At 58.9% G+C, this 20229-nt stretch carries 19 protein-coding genes; 9 read left to right on the top strand and 10 right to left on the bottom strand.

Annotation, left to right across the window (positions count from 1 at the left end; genetic code table 11):
* Nucleotides 1–10: 10 nt before the first annotated feature.
* Nucleotides 11–1006 carry a glycosyltransferase family A protein gene (locus tag FHT71_RS15045; protein ID WP_183720629.1) on the top strand — a complete coding sequence of 332 codons (996 nt, stop codon included), beginning with the start codon at nucleotides 11–13 and terminating at the stop codon, nucleotides 1004–1006.
* A gap of 26 nt (nucleotides 1007–1032) precedes the next feature.
* Here the strand turns inward: FHT71_RS15045 and FHT71_RS15040 are convergent, their stop codons facing one another.
* The 7 genes from FHT71_RS15040 to FHT71_RS15010 form a co-directional block, all read right to left on the bottom strand.
* Nucleotides 1033–2415, bottom strand: coding sequence for a polymerase (locus FHT71_RS15040; RefSeq protein ID WP_183720626.1), 1383 nt, complete (start codon nucleotides 2413–2415; stop codon nucleotides 1033–1035).
* A gap of 273 nt (nucleotides 2416–2688) precedes the next feature.
* Nucleotides 2689–3357, bottom strand: a complete 669-nt coding sequence (locus FHT71_RS15035; protein WP_183720623.1) for a polysaccharide deacetylase family protein — start codon at nucleotides 3355–3357, stop codon at nucleotides 2689–2691.
* A gap of 13 nt (nucleotides 3358–3370) precedes the next feature.
* The gene (locus FHT71_RS15030; RefSeq protein WP_183720620.1) at nucleotides 3371–4309 is read right to left on the bottom strand and encodes a glycosyltransferase family 2 protein; all 939 of its coding nucleotides are present in this window, start codon (nucleotides 4307–4309) and stop codon (nucleotides 3371–3373) included.
* Between the two features lie 69 nt (nucleotides 4310–4378).
* Nucleotides 4379–4636: an acyl carrier protein gene (locus FHT71_RS15025; RefSeq protein ID WP_132590270.1), complete on the bottom strand. Its 258-nt coding sequence runs from the start codon at nucleotides 4634–4636 to the stop codon at nucleotides 4379–4381.
* 43 nt (nucleotides 4637–4679) lie between these two features.
* The gene (locus FHT71_RS15020) at nucleotides 4680–5906 is read right to left on the bottom strand and encodes a pyridoxal-dependent decarboxylase, exosortase A system-associated (protein ID WP_132590272.1); all 1227 of its coding nucleotides are present in this window, start codon (nucleotides 5904–5906) and stop codon (nucleotides 4680–4682) included.
* The gene (locus FHT71_RS15015; RefSeq protein WP_183720617.1) at nucleotides 5903–7492 is read right to left on the bottom strand and encodes an acyl-CoA ligase (AMP-forming), exosortase A system-associated; all 1590 of its coding nucleotides are present in this window, start codon (nucleotides 7490–7492) and stop codon (nucleotides 5903–5905) included. Before FHT71_RS15015 ends, FHT71_RS15020 begins: the two co-directional genes overlap by 4 nt.
* 14 nt (nucleotides 7493–7506) lie before the next feature.
* Nucleotides 7507–8352: a hypothetical protein gene (locus FHT71_RS15010; RefSeq protein ID WP_132590276.1), complete on the bottom strand. Its 846-nt coding sequence runs from the start codon at nucleotides 8350–8352 to the stop codon at nucleotides 7507–7509.
* Between the two features lie 295 nt (nucleotides 8353–8647).
* Here FHT71_RS15010 and FHT71_RS15005 point away from each other — a divergent pair, with 295 nt between their 5' ends.
* From FHT71_RS15005 to FHT71_RS14995, 3 genes are read left to right on the top strand one after another with little or no spacing between them, the layout of a single operon-like run.
* Nucleotides 8648–9838 (top strand): glycosyltransferase family 4 protein, encoded by a 1191-nt coding sequence (locus tag FHT71_RS15005; RefSeq protein ID WP_244423805.1) that lies wholly within the window; start codon nucleotides 8648–8650, stop codon nucleotides 9836–9838.
* On the top strand, nucleotides 9810–10736 hold the full coding sequence (locus FHT71_RS15000) for a glycosyltransferase (RefSeq protein ID WP_183720614.1): 927 nt from the start codon (nucleotides 9810–9812) through the stop codon (nucleotides 10734–10736). Before FHT71_RS15005 ends, FHT71_RS15000 begins: the two co-directional genes overlap by 29 nt.
* A 55-nt stretch (nucleotides 10737–10791) precedes the next feature.
* Nucleotides 10792–11664 carry a hypothetical protein gene (locus FHT71_RS14995; RefSeq protein WP_183720612.1) on the top strand — a complete coding sequence of 291 codons (873 nt, stop codon included), beginning with the start codon at nucleotides 10792–10794 and terminating at the stop codon, nucleotides 11662–11664.
* A gap of 21 nt (nucleotides 11665–11685) precedes the next feature.
* Here the strand turns inward: FHT71_RS14995 and FHT71_RS14990 are convergent, their stop codons facing one another.
* Nucleotides 11686–15315, bottom strand: coding sequence for a hydantoinase B/oxoprolinase family protein (locus FHT71_RS14990; protein ID WP_183720608.1), 3630 nt, complete (start codon nucleotides 15313–15315; stop codon nucleotides 11686–11688).
* A 232-nt stretch (nucleotides 15316–15547) separates the two neighbouring features.
* On the opposite strand from FHT71_RS14990, the gene FHT71_RS14985 reads away from it, so the two are divergent.
* From FHT71_RS14985 to FHT71_RS14965, 5 genes are all read left to right on the top strand, one after another.
* On the top strand, nucleotides 15548–15952 hold the full coding sequence (locus tag FHT71_RS14985) for a hypothetical protein (RefSeq protein ID WP_007799885.1): 405 nt from the start codon (nucleotides 15548–15550) through the stop codon (nucleotides 15950–15952).
* A 169-nt stretch (nucleotides 15953–16121) separates the two neighbouring features.
* A complete protein-coding gene (locus FHT71_RS14980; protein ID WP_183720606.1) occupies nucleotides 16122–16634 on the top strand; it encodes a copper chaperone PCu(A)C in 513 nt (170 codons plus the stop codon).
* A 49-nt stretch (nucleotides 16635–16683) separates the two neighbouring features.
* Nucleotides 16684–17052, top strand: coding sequence for a copper homeostasis periplasmic binding protein CopC (copC, locus tag FHT71_RS14975; RefSeq protein ID WP_132590288.1), 369 nt, complete (start codon nucleotides 16684–16686; stop codon nucleotides 17050–17052).
* Nucleotides 17049–17927, top strand: coding sequence for a copper homeostasis membrane protein CopD (gene copD / locus FHT71_RS14970; RefSeq protein WP_183720603.1), 879 nt, complete (start codon nucleotides 17049–17051; stop codon nucleotides 17925–17927). The genes copC and copD overlap by 4 nt, the downstream gene beginning before the upstream one ends.
* Before the next feature lie 110 nt (nucleotides 17928–18037).
* Nucleotides 18038–18628: a HupE/UreJ family protein gene (locus FHT71_RS14965; protein ID WP_183720600.1), complete on the top strand. Its 591-nt coding sequence runs from the start codon at nucleotides 18038–18040 to the stop codon at nucleotides 18626–18628.
* Nucleotides 18629–18664: 36 nt separating this feature from the next.
* Here the strand turns inward: FHT71_RS14965 and FHT71_RS14960 are convergent, their stop codons facing one another.
* Nucleotides 18665–19450 carry an SDR family oxidoreductase gene (locus FHT71_RS14960; RefSeq protein WP_183720597.1) on the bottom strand — a complete coding sequence of 262 codons (786 nt, stop codon included), beginning with the start codon at nucleotides 19448–19450 and terminating at the stop codon, nucleotides 18665–18667.
* Nucleotides 19450–20145, bottom strand: a complete 696-nt coding sequence (locus FHT71_RS14955) for an FCD domain-containing protein (RefSeq protein ID WP_183720594.1) — start codon at nucleotides 20143–20145, stop codon at nucleotides 19450–19452. Before FHT71_RS14955 ends, FHT71_RS14960 begins: the two co-directional genes overlap by 1 nt.
* Between the last annotated feature and the right edge of the window lie 84 nt (nucleotides 20146–20229).

The raw sequence follows: 20229 nt of genomic DNA, 5'->3' as shown, positions 1-20229 counted from the left end.
AGAGGCCAACATGACCACTGTCGATATTGTGATTCCCTGCTATCGCTACGGCAAATTTCTCAAACAATGCGTCGACAGCGTCATCACTCAACAAGATGTCGAGGTAAGGTTGCTCATCATCGATGACGCCTCGCCTGACAATTCACCTGAGATCGCAGAAGAACTCGCGCGTCAGGACAACCGGATTGAGTTTGTTCGTCACACAAGAAACAAAGGACATATAACGACCTACAACGAAGGGATCGAGTGGGCCAAGGCCGACCTTTTCCTCCTTCTATCCGCGGACGACTATCTGCTTGCCGGTGCGCTCTCGCGTGCCGCCGAACTGCATAGAGCCAATCCAGACATGAGCTTTGCCTTTGGGGATGCGATTTTGGCCTACGAAGATGGGACGCAGGCCGCACGCAAACCGTTTGGAACTGCATTCAGCGACACTACGAAAGTGTTCGCCTGCGCGGACTTCATCAAGGCTATGGAAGGCAGGAACATTGTTCCAACGCCGACCGCGATCGTGAAAACCGCGGTACAAAAGAAGGTCGGCGGTTATTCTCATCATCTCCCACACGCCGGCGACATGGCGATGTGGCTGAACCTGTCGGCCGAAGGACCTGTGGGGTTCGTTGGCGCCCCTCAGGCGGCCTACCGCATGCATTCGCATAATATGTCACGTTCCTACTCATCGGCCCGCCTGCCCGATCTCCAACAAAGGCTGGCGGCCATTGAGCATTTTCTGGAACGTGTCGGCTCGACGCGGACAGGCGTCGAGCAATTTCGAAGGACATTGATGCGAGATCTTGCCGTGAACGCATCCCTCCAGGCCGCGGCCGCCCTTGATGAGCGTGAATCCGATATCTCCCGCCAACTGGCCGAATTTGCACTTGCTCTGGACCCGACCATTCGATTCAGCCTGCCGTGGCTGCGACTGCATCTGCATAAGGCTATCGGACCCCGGGGATGGCAGATCCTGCGCTCATCACTTGGAGTGTCCGCTCGCGTTCCCGACTGATCGATGTATCGCTTAGAAAAATCGACTCATGGGCGCGTTGCAAGGCGGCTGACACGCATTGGTGCTCCGCCGGCAGCGCGGTCACTGACTGTTCGGCCTGACGGGTTTTCATGACCACGCGAATCCAGGATCCAGGCGCCGGCGCCGCCCAGGAAGAAAAACCACGCATATGTGGCACCCCAGAAATGCACGGTGGCGCCGACGAAAACGAAGCTTGCCATGCAAATAAGGTAGGCGGTGCGATAGGAGGCAACAACGGGCTCCAAAACCTTCCTACGCGCAATCGCAAACCACAAGCCGAACCAGGACAACACCATAAGTGTAACGCCAGGGATGCCGTGCCGCATTGCCAAGATAAGCCAGAAGTTGTCTATACTATCGCTCACCATCCAGCCCGGACGCATCCAGTCGCCAAGGCCAATTCCAAAGATCGGGTGCCTTTCGACTGAGGCGGTGCCATACTCCCAGATCCACATGCGGTACCAGCCAGTCTGCTGCTCGAAGGTAAAATGTGAGACGTAAAACTGCGCGGGCGTTTGGTTGGAGCCGAACTCGATAGCACCGATGCCGAGGATTGCGACCGCCCACAATAGCTTCCAACGTCCCGGGAAGCCACGTAGCAATCTGTCCCAGGTCAGGAGCGCAATCTGCAACGCAAGTCCAGCAATTGGAGCCGACGACATGGAAAGGACAGCACTGCCGACAACCACGCTTGTGAAGAATACCGCGGTGAAACCGTTGTAACGGAATGACGATGCCCGGCATACTAGGGCAAGCAGGCTAGCGCAAAACACGCCGTACAGGATCGAATGACTAAACGGTCCCTGTACGCGCCATAAGCCCATACGTGGATACATCCGGGTGATCTCGACCGTGGGAAAAATCGTGCCAAGGATCGTCAGGAGCGGCTTTTGCCCAGTCAACCATTCATAGAGACAGAACGGCAGCAAGCACACGAGCAGCTTCGAGACGAACATTACCATGCTGCGAAAATCATCTGGCGTACGGATGAAGCATCGGGCCATCAAGTAGGAGCCCATGCCCTCGATGAACAGCATGCCACCCGGTTGAATCGCTGGACCGATTCCGTGGACAACGACAAGTCCAACGGCGGCCCAGAGGTGGAACAGCGTCAGCCCCAGATCAGGGAGACGAATGCGTCCAGCCCTGCCCTGCATCCAGAGCACCGAGCATGGCACGAATGCCACCAGCAACACGATTCTATAGGCCGATAGATTGAGGGAACCAAACGGAATGATCCATGGCAGGACCAGGCCGACCAAGAAGAGCTTCACTGGCAGTGCAAGCCCGTGGTTAGGTTGCGCCACCATCTCTGGTGCCGCTTTCGCCGATATCTCGGGCTTTCGAAACGGTCGATCGACGGGTTGATAGCGGTGCACTGTGGTCATGAATGCCCAACGGCCTGATATACGCTCAAACTGCAAGCACAACGGGCTTGTTTTACTCGGAACAATACTAATCTGAACCGCTAAACATTGCGCTTATTCTTTCTGGTGCGCGTATTTCGCCCAAAGGAGGATGCCAGTCACGCCTGACCTGCTTGCAGGCGATCGCCTACTCTCAAAGAGCGGGCCTAACAGGCGGTGCCCGATCGAGGGACAAACGTGCAAGCCACCGTGGCCGGCATCAGCATCAAACCGACGGTGGGAGTATAAGATGCCCTACGACCAAGCACTAAGAGTCATGCGCGCCGCTCTGCGAAGCCGCCTCATGGCGGGCAGGTGACCATCCAAAATATGGTCGATCATCGCATCCGTCATGCTGCTGCGTATCGAGGTGCGGGCCTGCAGGAATCGACCGGTCGTGGTGTCACCGCCGTCACTCGAATAGACGGTTTCGTAGCCACAAGCGCGCAGCTTCGCCAGTGTCGCGCGATTATAGCGACCGAACGGGATAGAGGCCGAATGCAAATGATGGCCGCAGATCTCCTCGAGCAGACGTTTCGACTGACAAAGTTCCCATTCGAGTTCGCCATCCGACAGATCGGACCAATCGCGGTGGTCGATCCCATGACTGCCGACACGCATGCCCATCTTCAGAAGCCATCGAACGTCGTCTCGATCGAGCGAGCCTGTCTTGCCCAGTCTCCCGGTTAGCACGAAGAATTCCGCGTCCAGACCCCGCCGGCATAGTTCCGGCGCCGCAAGGCGAAGATCTGACAGGTTGCCATCATCAAAGGTGATCAGAATTTTGTCTCGATCGACGTGGTGGCAGACGCGATCCAGAATATCGCAGAACCGGTCAAGGCCAATCCAGTAATCAGCTTCTCCCGGATCGAGAAGTCGCTCAGGCTCACCTATTCCGTGAAACGTCAAAATCCGGCGCTTCATGACTTTCTCCAACTCAGGCTCGGGCCGTCGCCCGGAATTGCGATAGCGCCCCGGAAGGCCGCAATGCGCCACCTAGTCCGGCGCGGTGTGTTGACCCGCGCCAGCATCGAAGCATCTGCCCGAAGGCGATTCCCGAAGCAAACAACGCCGCTTTCAGCCGTCCGTGATGTCGGCGATAGTAGCGAATTCGATTCGCAGTCATCAGCGCGAACAACCGCGGGCTGCTGCCGCTACCACCACCGGCATGCATGACCTTTGCCTGCGGTTCAAAGATAATCGAAAGGCCAGCCTCTCGCACCCGTCGCTGATAGTCGACTTCCTCGCTATAGAGGAAGAAGGACTCGTCCCACTCACCGACGATCCTGCGTGCTTGCGCGGAGATGAGAAGCGCCGACCCGGTTGCCCATTCGGCGGCACCGCAGCTGTCGTAGCGTGCGGACAAATCGACAATTTCTCCCCACCCTACCCTCGCTGCCAGGCTTCCGCCCAGAACCGCCTCTGCCCAGGCGCTCAGAACCGAGGGCTCGCGACGCAGCGTTGGGTCGACGCTCCCATCCTGCTTGTAATTGATAGGCACAACCACGCCGACACCCGGGTTTGCCAGATGCTCGACGAGCGGTTTTGCCGCGTCTGGATAAAGTCGCAGATCCGGATTGAGAACGAGCAGGCTGACGCCTTGGCGAACGGTTGCAGCAGCCGCGTTGATCGCCGCGGCATAGCCGGCATTCCACCCCATGCGGATCACCCGTGCTCCAATGGGATGGGCCGCGGCAAGGTCCGAGGAGCCATCGTGCGAATTGTTGTCGGCGACGACTACCTCGAACCGCTCGATGCCGCGAAGTCCGTCTGCAAGCGAGTCAAGCAAAGCCGGCAAAGCCTCGGCACTGTTATAGGTGACGATGATGACCGCAAGCCCACCTTTGTCGTCGGGCGATGTTTCGACAATATCCATGGTTGCCCCATGCTCCTGCCCAAGTCCCTCGACCTCCGCACCTAGCAACGGTGCCCGGATGGCCAAGCGTCAATGCGTTCGATGCCGATCGACAAACGCCGCGAGTGAGCCGACTGTCTCGAAAATCTCGCCGGTGAAATCGTCGTCGTCGATCTGGAATCCGAACCTGGACTCCAACGCCGATGCCAGACTTAGCACCGCGAAGGAATCGAGTTCGGGGATGTTGCCGAACAACGGCGTGGAGGCTTCCGCGATGCGGGCGCGGTCGGCGATACCAAGCGTATCTGCGATCACGTCCTTGACCGATTCGAATATTGACGAATTCATGGCACCTCACCGTTTCTAATGAATAGCGTGGATCTGAAGCTTACTAGACAAGGATCTCCGGCGGCATCGGATGCCCGAGAAATGCGGTTGGGCTGGCCGTCAATCCGTAGGCGCCAGCCTGGAAAATGACCACCAGATCGCCGACCTGGGCCGGCGGCAGGCATACGTTCTCCCCGAGCAGGTCGAGCGGCGTGCAAAGGCAGCCGACCACCGACACCGTCTCGCGGTCCTCCACGCCCATCCTGTTGCCGATGACAAGCGGATAGTTGCGACGAATGACCTGACCAAAGTTACCGGAGGCGGCCAGTTGATGGTGAAGCCCACCATCGACAACCAGATAGGTCCGGCCGCGCGACACCTTTCGGTCGATGACGCGCGTCACATAGACTCCGGATTCACCGACGAGGTAACGGCCGAGTTCTATCACCACACGTGCGTCCGGCAGAGCCGGGCGAATTGCGCTTTCTACCAGATCGCTCAGTCTGCGCCCAACCGGCACGAGGTCAAGTGGTTGATCCTTCTCGAAATAAGGAATTCCAAAGCCACCGCCAAGGTTGAGATAGCGAACAGGATATCCGCACGTTTCGGCAAGCTTGAGTAGCAGCTCGACATTGTGGGACAAGGCATCGCAAAGAATGTCGGCGTGCAAGTTCTGAGAGCCGGCGAACACATGGAAACCGACGAAGTCGAGATCAGCGCTTGCGAGATGGCGAAGCAGCGCCGGCACCTCTTCGGCATCGATGCCGAACTGCTGCGAGCCGCCGCCCATCTTCATGCCGGAACCCTTGACCTGATAGTCCGGGTTGACCCTGAGCGCGACGCGCGGTCGGATTCCAAGGCGGTTGCCGGCTTCAACGATGCGCATGGCTTCGCCCGCTGACTCCATCTCAATGGTCACGCCGGCGGCCACGGCTTGGGAAAGTTCCTGCGATGTTTTGCCGGGGCCAGCAAAACTGATGTTGGATGGCGGCACGACCGTGTCCAGCGCCGTCTTCATCTCATATGCCGAGGCAACGTCGAAGGAATCGACAAGTCCAGCCATATGCTGGACCAGTGCTGGCATCGGATTGGCTTTGACCGCGTAACTGAGCTTCACATCCTTCGGCAGAACAGAGCGAAGATAGGAAATGCGCGAGTTGATCAGCCGACGGTCATACGCGAAAAACGGCGTTGTCCCGACGCGCTCGGTCAAACGGTCAAGGGGTATGCCGCCGACCGCCAGACAGTCTTCGGCAACATCGAACATGCCAATGGAAGGATGTACGCTCACGAACCCAGTTGCTCCCTCAACAGTACACGGTCGAACTTGCCGTTTGGATTTGTCGGAATAGACGTCATCTCTATGACCTTGGACGGCACCATGTATTGCGGCAGCTGGCGCCTGAACGCGCTCAGCAGGGCAGCAACGTCCAGCGTTTCTGATACCGGGCTGGCGACGAGGACAATACGCTGCCCGAGCGCTTGGTCATCAACGCCCATGGCAACCACGTCACGTGTGAGGCCTGTCGCGTAGGCAACCTCCTCGATTTCTGTCGGACTGACACGATAGCCAGACGTCTTGATCATCTCATCGCGCCGACCGACAAAATAGAGAAAGCCGTCATCATCCCGCACGACCGTGTCGCCAGAAAAGACCGCCATTTCAGGCTGCTTCCAACTGGCGACAGTGCCCGGCCATGGCTTGAAGCGTTCACCAGTGCGGACTGGATCGTTCCAGTATCCGAGGGCCACAAGCGGCCCCCTGTGCACCAGCTCCCCTGGCTCTCCCGGGTCGCAAAGCGATCCGTCTGGCCGCACGACGAGGATCTCTGCGTTCGGAATCGCCTTGCCGATTGAATCCGGCCGGCGGTCTATTTCAGCCGGATCGAGATAGGTCGATCGGAATGCCTCTGTCAGTCCATACATCAGGTAGGGCAGTGCGTTCGGGAAGGCCGATCGCAGCCGTTCGAGCGTCGCCTTGGGCATGCGACCACCGGTATTGGCGAAATAGCGCAGTCGAGCAGCCACCTCAGGCGGCCACGCCAGATCGCAGACTTGGATCCAAAACGGCGGAACACCAGTAATTCCTGTTATCTTATGCCTCTCGCACAGCCGCACCACATCGGAAGGGAGGAGATAGTTCATCAACACTAGGTGGGCACCGGAATGAAAGGCCGTCGTCAATTGGCTCAGGCCCGCGTCGAAACTCAAAGGCAGAACTGACAAAATGGTATCGTGCTCTCCATTGCCGAGATAGTGACTGACGCTCTCGGCGCCCACGATCATGTTGCGGTGGCTGAGAACCACGCCCTTTGGCTTCCCGGTGCTCCCGGACGTGTAAAGAATTGCGGCAACGTCGCTGTCTACGCCCGCAGGTCTTGATGCCTCGCCTTGCGAGGCCGCGACCTGTTCAGTCCAGGAATGGAGGCGCCATGGCTCACTCGGGGTGGTGCTCTCGTTGCCAGCTGGCGCATCGACAAGGATAACATGCTGAAGGGCGCTGTCGCTGTCGACGAACTCTCGCAGTTGCGCCAGCCGGTCTGGCGAGGTCACAAGTGCCCGAACATCGCAATCGGCAAGGATATAGGCGACCTGTTGCGGTCGCAGTAGCGGATTGATTGGCACGCTAACGCAATTCGCAGCCGCCGTCCCAAATATCGTTACGACTGTTTCAACGCGCTTGTCGAGCAGCACCGCCACCCGATCGCCGCGAGCGACCCCGAGCCTATTGAGCGCGGATGTGAAGCCGAGGACATATTGCCACATCTCTTCATAGCTGAGGGTGGTCGCCTTGAAGGTGACAGCCGGGGCGGATCCATGGCGGGCTGCTCCGTTGCGAAGGAGATCAGAAAGATTGATGTTGACCGGTGATCGCATGTTCGCCCCAACGTCTACCAAGGCACGCACGTGAGTTCGCTATAAAGGTAATCGACCTGACTTGGCGTCACACGGCTGCTCAAGATCATCTTCGGACGCGGCGATTTGAGCGGTAGTGACAAGAACAGCGGGGCGCTCGCGAACCGTTCCTCAATCAGCGTGGCCGGCAGACCGAAGCGCGTCAGCAAGTAGCTGCGCAAATGCCAGGCGGTCTCTGAAAACAGAGATCTATCCCCAACGTGCAGGATCGAAGCGAACAGGCGCAGGCCCTTGCGCGTATCCTTGCGGAAGATCACGTAGCAGCTTCGATGCCCTTTGACGATGACCAGATGATGCGCAGCCGGCGCACTGACATGGTCCCTGTAGATCTCGAGGTCCCGACCAGACAGGTAGGTCTGCATCAAGGCGGGATGATCGACGATGCGCACGCCGCTTCCCCATCTCGGCCACGGCAGATTGACCGCCAGCGCGGCAGCCGTGTTAAGTGCCTGGAACTTCAGGCGACGATTGAGCGGAACGACATTGCCACTTGGCGACAGATCAGTGAAGCTGTAGCCAGGCTGATCGAGTAGCGCCTTTAAGAGGCGCAGGCTGTGGGCGCGATAAGTATCAAGCACACACCACGCAGCAAGGTTGCAGAATTTCTCGTTCTGTCCGTCGACGATGCGCTGCGAGTAGAAGGCGACGTGTGCGCCAACAATGTGCCCCCCCGAGAGCAGCATGAAGCCGTGGTTTGGAGCCTCGCTTTGCCAGCCCGGACGAATGGCCTGCGCCCAAGAGGCCGGCGTTAAGCGGGGATTTAGCTCCTCATGAAGGAAAGATGCGACCCGATCCACGTCATCGGCGGTGATGGGGCGCACCGTTGCTCTTTGATCGTCAACTTGGAGAACGGACCGCGCCACTTTCTAAAAATTCCCCTAGTACACGTTACAAACACCATCAAATCCGGACCACTGTTTTACAAGTATAACTGACCTACTTGGTAGATACCCTTATGGCTGAAGCGGATATACACAAAAGATCCGCTCGACTATCCCGTTTGCTAACTGGAGAATTTCCTCTGAAGAGATTTGAATTGAGGCACAAACCCGCTCAATAAACACACGGGAGGCCGCCATTTCTAGGAACAACCACATTCTAATCTTGGTCGAGAACTTGCCGGTCCCCTTCGATCGCCGAGTCTGGCAGGAAGCACAGGCGCTCGTTGAAGCCGGGTTCGACGTTTCCGTCATCTGCCCGCAAGGGAAGGGACACGACAAGAGCTACGAAGTGTTGAACGGCGTGCACATCTACCGGCATCCACTTCGCGAGGCGAAGTCCGCCGCCGGCTACCTTCGGGAATATTGGATGGCTCTCTTCCATCAGATGCGTCTGTCTTTTCGCGTCCGGCGCCGACAGTCGATCGATGCCATTCAGGCCTGCAACCCTCCCGACCTGATGTTTCTCGTCGCGCTCGTACACAAACTTCTATTTGGCACGCGCTTTGTGTTCGACCATCACGATCTCAGCCCCGAACTCTACGTGACGAAGTTCGGGCGGAAGGACATCCTTTATCGCCTCCTGTGTTTCTTCGAGAAGCAGACCTTCAAAATGGCAGATGCCAGCATCGCCACGAACGAAACCTTCAGGGATATCGCAATCTCGCGTGGCGGCATGGCGCCTGATCGCGTGATTGTCGTCAAGAGCTATCCCGAAGCGTCGCGCTTCCGCCGCACCATTGCCGACCCGTCGCTGGTCATACCCGGCAAACATCTGATCGGCTATATTGGCATCATGGGTGAGCAGGACGGGGTGGAATCGCTCGTTCGCGCCCTGGCAGAGATCGTCCATGTCCGCAAGCGCAACGATGTTCACGGGCTGATCATCGGCGACGGCCCTGAACTGCCGCGCCTGCGGGCGATGGCCACCGAGTTGGGCCTCAATCACGTGCTACGTTTCAGCGGTTATCTGACCGGTCAACCTCTGATGGCGCACCTTTCGGCGCTGGATGTGGGCGTCATTCCCGACCCCCCGAATGACTTCAATGACAAGCTTTCGATGAACAAGGTCTTTGAATACATGATGCTCGGTTTGCCGATCGTTCAATTCGACCTCAGACAAGCCACGCGCGACGCCGGAAACGCGGCTGTGGTGGTGCGAGAGCATACGCCGATGGCCTTGGCTGAGGGCATTCTCTCCCTCGTCGACGACCCGCGACGCTGCAGCGAGATGGCTTCCGTGGGCCGGGCCGTGGCCGAACGCGAGTTCAGATGGACGACGGAATCACGTCGCTACCTAGGGGCTTACCGAAGCCTGCTTCGCAGGAGCCTGGATATCAATGATCAGCGTCATTATCCCGCATCTTGACCAACCGGAACTGCTGAGCACCTGCCTGGCGTCTCTCGCAGCCCAGACCGGCGTCCGGCAACCCTACGAGATCCTTGTCGTCGACAACGGCTCGAAGCAACTGCCCACTGGGGTTTGCGCAGCTTATCCCGGAACAGTTCTGCTGTCGGAGACGGTGCCGGGCCCGGGGCCGGCGCGCAACCGTGGCGTATCGAAAGCGACGGGCGACATCCTCGCATTTATCGATGCGGACTGTCGGGCAAGCAGCGTTTGGCTCAGTGAAATCGAGCGCCAGTTTGCTGACTCGAGTGTGACCATTATCGGGGGCGATGTGCGCATCGGCTTTGAAGATCCCGCATGCCCGACGCTTCTGGAAGCTTATGAGAGTGTCTATGCCTATCGAATGAAGGAATACATCGCCAAACAGGGCTTCACAGGCACCGGAAACCTGGCAGCGCGAGCGAATGTTTTTGCCGCCGTTGGCAAATTTGGCGGCATCGACATTGCTGAAGACCGCGACTGGGGCCAGCGGGCCTTGGGTTGCGGATATCAGACGCGGTACTGCCCCGACATGATCGTCTTTCACCCCGCCCGCAAAACGTTTGCAGAGCTGGCACGCAAGTGGCAGCGACACACGGCTCACGATTTTGCGCGTGTTCGCGCGCGACGCGCCTGGTGGCCGCGATGGATGCTTCGCACGGCAGCCGTCGCTCTGTCGCCGGCTGCCGAGTGGTTCCGCATCGGCCGCTCGGACCGCCTGCATGGAATAAGAGCGCGGCTCCTGGCCTTCACCGGTCTGACCCTCATTCGCTGCTACAGGGCAGCGATCATGCTATCGCTTGCGTTTGGTGCCAGCGCGACACGCATGAGCGCTCAATGGAACCCGGCATCCATGCCGGCCCTGCCCCGCGATAGCTAGGCGACCAGAAGGCCTGCATGCCGCACGACGCCGATCATTTGAAACAGGAGCTCCAATGCCTATCGACAACCGTAACACGCATGCTGCGCTTTCACTCATTCTTGCTGCCGCGGTTGGTGGGTCGGGAACGCAGGCGGCAGGAGGGGTCGACCTGGCGGCGTTTCCAGGCCCGGACAATACCGGGATACCATCCGGAATTACCTTGACGCCCTACGATGGCCCTTGCGAGATCACCCAGCCCAACACCATCATCGATGCGAAGACGGTCAGCTGTCCGCTGGTGATCCGGACAACCGGCGTCGTCATCTCGCGAAGCAAGACCTCGCGCATCGATGTTGACGGACGAGGCGTATCATTGACGATCGAGGACAGTGAGGTCGACGGCGGGAAATGGCAGGGGCCGGCCATCGGATTCTCCAATGTCACGGTCCGGCGCTCGGAGGTCAGGGGCGGACAGACAAGCATTCAGTGCACGCCGGAGTGCCTCGTTGAGGACTCTTGGTTGCATGGCCAATATATGCAACCAGGGAAGCCCCAACATCTCGGCGGTTTTCTCTCAAATGGCGGGCATGACGTAACCTTGCGGCACAACACGATCGTGTGCGACGTACCGGACAATGATGTGGGTGGCGGTTGCTCGGGAAGCGCACAAATCTACGCCGATTTTTCCGCACTCACCAGGTTCCGCTTCGAACGCAATTTCTTCCGCGCAACTCCAGGCGGCTTCTGCACGTCATTCGGGTTGAATCCTGGCAAACCGTTCGGGGACAACCCGACCTACGTTGTCGTTGCCGACAATGTTTGGGAACGGGGACCTAATGGCAACTGCGCGGTCTATGGACCAACCACGTCCTTTCACGCAGGAGGCCAAGGCAATGCGTGGCGCGGCAATGTCTGGGACGACGGAACCCCGCTGGAGGCGCGCTAGCCGCTCCCAGCGGGACTACGGTCAGCTTCCGAAGCCGCCGGCTGTCGGCGTTGTGACGATGATCGCCTCACCCGCTTCCAATACCGTCTGATCGCTTGCCTTCAGGGCCTCCACGCTACCATCCAGCCGTCGGACGCTCGTTGCCCCCACACGGCCGTTGCCGCCCCCGTTTATTCCCCGAGGCGGGTGGTCGCGGTGGGAGGACAGAATTGCGCTTTCCATCCGCTCCAAAAACCGAATGGTTCGCTCGGTTCCGTCGCCTGCGTTCCATTTGCCGCTTCCGCCCGAGCCCGGTCTGATGTGGAAGTCCTCCAACAGGACCGGGAATCGAAGTTCCAGCACCTCGGGGTCGGTGAGCCGCGAATTTGTCATGTGGGTATGAACGCCAGCCGTCCCGGCAAAGCCGCGCCCGTCGTTCATCTGTCCCGCAGGCGAGCCCGAGCAAATCGTTTCGTAGTACTGGTACTTGGCATTTCCGAAGGTCAGATTATTCATCGTACCCTGCGAATTGGCCATCGCTCCCATGGCGCCGAAGAGCGCGTTGGTTACGTGCTGCGACGTCTCAACATTTCCCGCGACAACCGCGGCAGGATAGGCGGGACTTAGCATACAACCGTCCGGGATGATGATGTTTATCGGTCTCAGGCAGCCGGCGTTCATCGGGATGTTCGCTTCAACCATCACGCGGAATGCGTAAAGAACCGCAGCGCGGGTGACCGGTTCCGGCGCATTGAAGTTGTTCATCTCCACCTGGGACGTGCCAGTAAAATCAACGGTGGCCTCACGTTTCTCGCGATCAACTGTGATCTTGACCTTGATGACTTGCCCCGTGTCGGTCGGGTAGTGGTATTGGGCCGTATCCGGCAAGCGATCGATGACACGACGCACACTTTCGGCTGCATTGTCCTGGACATGCCCCATATAGGCTTCGACCACCGATAGGCCAAAATGGGCAACCATTTTGCGCAACTCCGCGACGCCCTTTTCGTTCGAGGCAATCTGAGCCTTTAAGTCGGCGATGTTCTGGTGCGGATTGCGCGCCGGATAACAATGATTTGTGAGGAGCTCGAACAGTTCGGCTTCGCGAAAACGGCCGCCTTCGACCAGTTGGAAATTATCGAAAAGGACACCTTCCTCTTCAACGGTCGTCGCAAGCGGTGTCATCGAGCCCGGTGCGGTTCCTCCTATGTCGGCGTGATGTCCGCGCGAGGCGACATAAAACAGGATCTCGGTTCCCGCGTCGTCAAAGACAGGCGTGACGACTGTTATATCGGGGAGATGGGTGCCACCGTTGTAAGGGGCGTTGAGCGCGAACACATCACCCGGGTGGATGTTCCCTGTGTTCAACTTGATGATCGTTTCGACTGACCGGTCCATGGAGCCGAGATGAACCGGCATATGCGGTGCATTGGCCACCAGCGCGCCGGTTCGATCGAAGACGGCGCAAGAAAAATCCAACCGTTCTTTGATATTGACGGAATAGGCGGTGTTTTGCAGCGTGACGCCCATCTGTTCGGCGATCGACATGAAGAGATTGTTGAATATCTCCAGCATAATCGGATCGGCCTCAGTCCCCAGCGCGGCTGCGGTCTTCTTCTTTTCAATACGGCGCAGCAACACGTGGTTTCTTGAGGTGATTTCTGCCTGCCATCCAGGCTCAACGACAATTGTCTGATTGGCTTCGATGACAAGTGCTGGGCCGAGCGCTTGGCAACCCGGGGAGAGATCCTTACGCCTGAAAACGCTGGCATCACACCAGGCGCCCTCGAAGAATACGCGACGGCTTTCAGGAGCATGAGCGACCCTTGCCGCCGTCTCGTGACTTGCCTCCTGATAGCGGTCCGCGGTTTGATCGGTTCCCTCGACGCCCACGGATTCAACGACAATTGGTTTCCCGTCGTAGATGAAGCCAAACTGCGCCTTATGCGCCCGCTCGAAGTCGGCCCTGGCATCTGATATCGAGCCAAGGCTGAAGTCGACCGGCAGCGCGGTATCCGTACCGTCATAGCGCAAGTCCAGGACGGGCCTGAATTCCATTGAAGACGGGGAAATGCCTTGTGCCTCCAATTCTTCGCGAACGTCCACGCTCAAGGCTTCGATCAAACGACCGAGCTCCGGGAGCACCTCTGCGGATAAGGGTTTGATGAACGCCTGCTGTCGCGATGCGAAGATCGATGACAAGCCCATGCCGTAAGCTGAGAGCAGGCCTGAGAACGGGTGGATGAGCACCGTGGACATGCCGAGGGCATCGGCGACAAGGCATGCATGCTGGCCGCCGGCACCGCCGAAGCAGTTCAGCAGGTAGCCGGTCACGTCGTAACCACGCTGCACCGAAATCTTCTTGATGGCGTTGGCCATATTTTCAACTGCGATCTTGATGAAGCCTTCCGCAACACTCGCCGCGCTATGCCCGGTGGCTGCTTGCACCGATAGGTCCTCGAATCTTTGGCGCACGGCCTCAATGTCCAGCGGCTCGTTCTGGCCGGGCCCGAAGATTGCGGGAAACAGGTCTGGCTGCAGCTTGCCAAGCATGACGTTGGCGTCGGTTACCGCCAGCCGACCGCCGCGACGATAGCAGGCTGGGCCCGGGTTGGCACCGGCCGAATCGGGGCCAACGCGAAAACGACCAGCTTCAAAATGAAGGATGGAGCCGCCGCCGGCGGCGACCGTGTGAATACGCATCATCGGCGCCCTTACACGAACCCCTGCAACTTCGGTCTCGAAGGCACGTTCATACTCGCCGGCATAGTGGGCGACATCGGTTGAGGTTCCCCCCATGTCGAAACCGATGACCTTGTCGAAACCGGCAAGCTTTGCAGTCTCCACCATTCCGACCACGCCCCCGGCCGGTCCGGAGAGGAGTGCGTCCTTACCCCGGAACATATCTGCAGCAGTCAGGCCACCCGATGACATCATGAAACTGAGACGCGGCGAGGCATTCCCGGCACGTGCCACGCCCAAATCGCCAGCCACCTCTTGGACGTAACGCGACAGGATCGGTGAAAGGTAAGCGTCCACGACAGTCGTATCGCCGCGGCCGACCAGCTTGAGCAGCGGAGAGACTTCGTGGCTCACTGAAATCTGCTTGAAGCCCGCCGCCCGGCACAGCTGTGCGACCACTGTTTCATGCTGGGGAAACTTGTAGGCGTGCATGAACACGATGGCAACGGCATCGAAACCATCGGCCCTCGCTGTTGCGATCGCCGCCTCGACGCTGGAGGTCTCAAGCGGCACCTCGATCGAACCGTCCACGCGCACACGCTCGTCGACTTCGACGACGCGCTCATAAAGTTGTTCTGGTAGAATGATTTCCTTGGCGAAAATATCGGGGCGCGCCTGGTAGGCGATGCGGAGCGCGTCACGGAATCCCTTCGTGATCAGCAATAGCACCCTGTCGCCCTTGCGTTCCAGTAGCGCATTTGTGGCAACCGTCGTTCCCATGCGAATGTCGCCAATGCGATCGGCCGGAATGGGATCCTCTTCCTTGAGGCCCAGGAGCCCTCGGATTCCGTGAACCGCTGCGTCCCGATAGGCTTCCGGGTTTTCGGAAAGAAGCTTTCGCGGATGCAAACTGCCATCGGGTGCGCGGCCCACAATGTCGGTGAACGTGCCTCCACGATCAATCCAGAAGTCCCACACCCCGTTAGACATATCCTCACTCCGTACCGAAGACTAGCTATCGGTGTTAGTGCCGCGCCTGCTCGAGCAAAACAATCCATAAAATTGACCTGATCATTCAGCGTATCGAAGTCGGCATGATCCGGAGCGGTGATGCTAACGCTCGCTTTCTCGACAAGCCCCTGCAGCGAGCCTCTTTCAAATTGCTGCAATCGGACTTATTGGTGTCATCCGCACAGACAGTCCCGTCGTCGGGAGGCGGCAGTTGAAACCGAAGCAATCGATATTCATGCAGTGGATGGTGCGCATATCTTGCGCCATCGCACTTCTGTTTGTCGGATTCGCTCACCAGGCCCCGGCCTTCGTCAAAGACAGCTTCGTTCCCGCAGAGTTCGCCGAGTACGTTCTGCCGGACGGCACATTGCCTGTCATCTGCACTGACGGCAGCAAGCATGCCGTCGATCAACATGGAAACGCGCATAGCCATGGCTGTGAGGCATGCCGTATTGCTGCCTCGACTCTCCTGCCGTTGCCCAATTTAGCTGACGTCGTAAGTCTTCGGATCAACACCAGCATCACCCTACCGGTGATGCGTGAAGCAAGGAACGAGGAACCGTTTCCGCCCAACAAAGGCCCGAGAGCGCCGCCCCAGATTCCGGTTTTTGGGTAGTCCTGAGCCGCGGTCGACACCGTGACATCAGTACATTGTCGGTCGTCATTCGCCGGTGCGCCGGTCGAGCACTCGTGGATCCCATCGTCTCATTTCATTCACACAGGCACGTCAACGAGGCCGGCATGATCCGCTGACCCACGTGACGGCCAAACCGAGAATAGCCATCATGAAAAAGCTTACAACCTTCATCGCCGGCCTCCTGTTTACCGGTCTAATTACTGCCGTTGCCGCGGCCAATGACATCAAGGTCGGCGACATCGACATCGCCCACCCGCATGCGCGCGCCATGGTGCCGGGCGCCAAGGTCGGTGGCGGCTACCTGAAGCTGACCAACACCGGTTCGACTGACGACAAGCTGGTCAGCATCACGTCTGATCGGGCCGCGACAACCGAAGTCCATCAGATGAGCGTCAACAACGGTGTAATGACCATGCGCTCCGTTGCGGATGGGCTCGTCATTCCGGCCGGCCAGACCGTCGAGCTGAAGCCTGGCGGCTTCCACGTCATGTTCATGGACGTGGAAAAGCCCTTCAAAGAGGGCGAGATGATCAAGGCAACCTTAACATTTGAGAAGGCGGGCTCCGTTGACGTTGAATTTGATGTTGGAAGCGCTGCGGGAGCCGGTGGCAAAGACCACCACTCCGACATGGGCGGCATGGATATGTCCAAACCGCAATAGGCTTACTAACCCCTAGCGAAACCGTCGTCTGAATTTAGGAAGTAAGAACATGTCGACACTTTCCCGCCTTGTCGCATTGTCCGCCGTTGCAATCCTCGGCATTGCCGGGCAAGCCCTCGCGCATGCACACCTGACAAAAACTGTTCCTGCCGACAATGCAACGGTCGCTGCCTCCCCTGCCGAACTCGACCTTCACTTCTCAGAAGAGCTCAACATCAAGTTCTCCGGTGTGAAAATCACCGGCCCAGACAAGGCTGTAGTGAAAATCGGCGACGCTATGTTGATGGATGAAGGCAAGACGCTGATGGTCCCTCTTGCGCAAACGCTGAGCCCGGGCGCTTACGCGGTGGAATTCCACGTCCTGTCGACGGATGGGCATAAGACCAATGGTACTTACCGCTTCACGGTCAAGCCGTGACGCCAGACGCTGCGCTCATCCTGTGCCGCTTCCTGTTTGATGGCGCCGCCGTATTTCTATGGGGCGCGTCAGCTTACATCTGCTGGATCATGCCTGCAGACTTGGCAGCACAGGTGGGCCGACGGCTCCGGCATTGGTATGCGCTTGCAACCTTCTTGATCATCGGCACGACCGCGTCGCATCTCCCGCTGCAAGCGGCAACGATCGGAGACGGCTGGGCCGATGCGCTTGCGCCGCAGATGCTGAGCTCCATCCTTTCGGGAACCAGTGTCGGGCAGGCCTGGATTGCCCAGGCTGGTGCCGCCATTGTGCTGGTCGCCTCTTGCCTAGCACCAGTCCGGTTCAGATACCGCGTCCGCGCGCTCAGCGCCGGGCTGTTGCTCATCAGCCTCACGATCAGCGGTCATGCCGCGATGAATAGCGACTGGTTACGCACGATGCATCGCCTCAACGATGGCCTTCATCTCCTGTCAGGTGGCGCCTGGCTCGGGGCGCTAATACCTGTCGTCGTTATCTTGCCGATGCTCCACGACGCGCGACGGCAGCAGGATGCACGGACGGCGCTGATGCGGTTTTCGACCGCGGGCCATGTTGCGGTCGCCCTCGTCATCGTGACCGGCATGATCAATACGATCCTGATCGTCGGATCTGCTCCGCTGGATTGGCAGCTCGACTATCAGTTCCTGCTCAGCATCAAGATCCTGATCGTGTTCGTCTTGGTCGCGCTTGCGGTAACCAATCGCTACCTTCTTGTCCCGAGGCTCTCTCGCAACCCATCACTGCAGCCGCTCAAGTGGGCGACTGGCGCCGAAATAGCCTTGGGCTTCGCCGTGCTTGGCCTTGTCTCCGTGTTTGGCACATTGCAGCCAACTTGAGGGGTTCGGCGTCGACCTACGTCAAATGACGGTGTCGCTCATTTTTTCGCTTTATCCCCCTGATCCCGCGTGCCATTTTCGGCGCGACATGCACAAAGTAGGGGCCACTTATGTTTTCAAAGATTTCCAGATTTAGCGCCGCGATCGCGGCTTGCGTCCTTGCTCCATCACTCGCCTTCGCGCACACTGGTCTTGGACAAACGGTTGGTTTCGTTCACGGTTTCACCCACCCCGTCTTAGGGGTCGATCACGTCCTCGCGATGGTTCTTGTTGGCGTTCTCGCCTGGCAGCTCGGCGGCCGTGCGCTCTGGCTCGTTCCGACAACCTTCGTCTCGGTGATGGCCGTCGGCGGCGCACTCGGCATGCTGGGAATTTCGCTCCCCTTTGTCGAAGCCGGAATCGCGTTCTCCGTCATCATCCTTGGAGCCGTCGTCGCGCTTGGTATCCGCGCTCCCGTCGCCATCGCCGCAGGGGTCGTCGGCCTCTTTGCGATCTTTCACGGATACGCACACGGCTGCGAAATGCCGGCGGCGGCCGGCGCCATCGCCTATGCGGCGGGCTTCATGCTGGCGACGGCAGCGCTGCACATTGCCGGCATTGCCCTCGGTTATCTGGTCGGCAAGCAGGGCGCAATTGTCATGCGCTCGGCTGGCGGCATTGCTGCAGTGGCCGGCGTCGGCCTGCTCACGGGCCTGATTTAGCAGTTGACCGCCCGGCCGAAGGGCCGGGCACCGCCCTCAGCGCACCCCGATACCAGCCGTCAAACCTCCATCGATGCGGTGATCCGATCCGGTAATGAACGCAGCCTTGTCCGACGCGAGGAAGGCCGCAAGTGCGGCCACCTCTTCGGGCTCACCAATGCGGCCAAGTGGGTGGGCTTCGCCGAAACGTCGAAACACGGCATCGACGTCAGCTCCCTCTCCTTCGAATGTGCGCGCGGCGAGTTCCAGGATCGGCGTACGCACCGAACCGGGACTGATCGATACGACGCGAATATTGTCTGCCGCAAAGTCGATCGCCATCGCCCGCGTCAATGCGTGGATCGCCCCCTTCGATGCGACGTAGGCCGAGACGCCGGACTGGCATGCAAAGCCTTGTACGCTCGAGATATTGATGATCGCGCCGCCGCCGCGCTTGCGCATTTCCGATATGCCATATTCCGCCGTCAGATGGATCGAGCCGACGTTCACCGCCATGCAGCGCATGAACGTCTCAAAGGGCGTGTCCGTGGCATTGCCGTAAGGATGCACCGCCGCCGAATTGACGATGATATCGACGCCCCCAAACGCGGCGACCGCTTCGGCAACGGCGTCGGCCACGTTGGTCGGGATGGAAACATCCGCATGGATGACACGAAGGGCCAGACCCGCTGCGGCACCGATCTCCGCAAGCTCGTTGTTCGCCTTTTCATCGATGCCAACGGACGCGACGGACGCGCCCTCGCGCGCCAGATGCAATGCGATCGCGCGTCCGATGCCGGTGGTCCCTGTGACGATTGCGATCTTGCCGGTGAATTCTCCCATCAGCCTCCCCCACTCTTCTCGGTAGAAATGAATTCAAGACCGGCGCTGAGATGTCGATCCATATGGTAGACAAAGGCAATGCGGTCGCGATCACTAAGGGCCTGAAGAATGTCGCAGTGCTCGGCCACGACCGCCTGCAATGTCGGTCGTTGCGATTTGCCCGCAAGCATCAATCGCTGAATGACCGGCTTCAACATGCCATAGGTTTCCGACAATGTACGATTGCCGGCCGCGTCCACCAGCAGGCGGTGAAACTGGAAGTCAAGCTCGGAGGCACGCTCGGCGTTTTGCGCCGTCAGGATGGCTGCATTGACCGCTTCCATCTCGGCAAGAGCCTGGCCGGTCAGGCGTTCAGCAAGCAGATCAAACAGGTTCATTTCTGTGAGCCGCCGATATCCCTGTATGTCGCGGAAGGCGTCGACTGAAATCTCCATGGCGAAGGAGAAAAGATCGCGCATCGCGTTCTGATGCTGGTCTGTCAGGACGGCGCCGACCTTTTGCCTGGATTCGGCGACACCATAGGCCTTCAAGGTGCGGAAGGCTTCGCGCACCGTATTGCGACTGGAATCGAACATCGTGGCCAGCTCGACTTCGCTCGGCAAGACGTCGCCCACGCCGAGCCCCCGTTCGCGGATCAGAACGCGGATTTGCCGGACGACATCATCCACAGCCGAAGCGCGATTGCTTGAGTCCACAGGCAGCACCTCCATTTTTATAAAGCCTAATATGTTGGCCTTATTTTGGCAACGCTCGCTTTTGGCTTGCGTTAATCCCGAAAA

The sequence above is a fragment of the Rhizobium sp. BK060 genome (assembly GCF_014193145.1).
In the GTDB taxonomy this organism is placed as follows: Bacteria; Pseudomonadota; Alphaproteobacteria; order Rhizobiales; family Rhizobiaceae; genus Rhizobium.
Note: the sequence above shows the minus strand (reverse complement) of the source record. Positions and strands in the feature narration are given on the sequence as shown.

Bases quoted from the DNA above. Each gene is read 5' to 3' on its own strand.
- FHT71_RS15045 (WP_183720629.1), top strand. From the start codon at position 11: ATGACCACTGTCGATATTGTGATTCCCTGCTATCGCTACGGCAAATTT.
- FHT71_RS15040 (WP_183720626.1), bottom strand. From the start codon at position 2,415: ATGACCACAGTGCACCGCTATCAACCCGTCGATCGACCGTTTCGAAAG.
- FHT71_RS15035 (WP_183720623.1), bottom strand. From the start codon at position 3,357: ATGAAGCGCCGGATTTTGACGTTTCACGGAATAGGTGAGCCTGAGCGA.
- FHT71_RS15030 (WP_183720620.1), bottom strand. From the start codon at position 4,309: ATGGATATTGTCGAAACATCGCCCGACGACAAAGGTGGGCTTGCGGTC.
- FHT71_RS15025 (WP_132590270.1), bottom strand. From the start codon at position 4,636: ATGAATTCGTCAATATTCGAATCGGTCAAGGACGTGATCGCAGATACG.
- FHT71_RS15015 (WP_183720617.1), bottom strand. From the start codon at position 7,492: ATGCGATCACCGGTCAACATCAATCTTTCTGATCTCCTTCGCAACGGA.
- FHT71_RS15000 (WP_183720614.1), top strand. From the start codon at position 9,810: ATGATCAGCGTCATTATCCCGCATCTTGACCAACCGGAACTGCTGAGC.
- FHT71_RS14995 (WP_183720612.1), top strand. From the start codon at position 10,792: ATGCCTATCGACAACCGTAACACGCATGCTGCGCTTTCACTCATTCTT.
- FHT71_RS14990 (WP_183720608.1), bottom strand. From the start codon at position 15,315: ATGTCTAACGGGGTGTGGGACTTCTGGATTGATCGTGGAGGCACGTTC.
- FHT71_RS14980 (WP_183720606.1), top strand. From the start codon at position 16,122: ATGAAAAAGCTTACAACCTTCATCGCCGGCCTCCTGTTTACCGGTCTA.
- copC (WP_132590288.1), top strand. From the start codon at position 16,684: ATGTCGACACTTTCCCGCCTTGTCGCATTGTCCGCCGTTGCAATCCTC.
- FHT71_RS14965 (WP_183720600.1), top strand. From the start codon at position 18,038: ATGTTTTCAAAGATTTCCAGATTTAGCGCCGCGATCGCGGCTTGCGTC.
- FHT71_RS14960 (WP_183720597.1), bottom strand. From the start codon at position 19,450: ATGGGAGAATTCACCGGCAAGATCGCAATCGTCACAGGGACCACCGGC.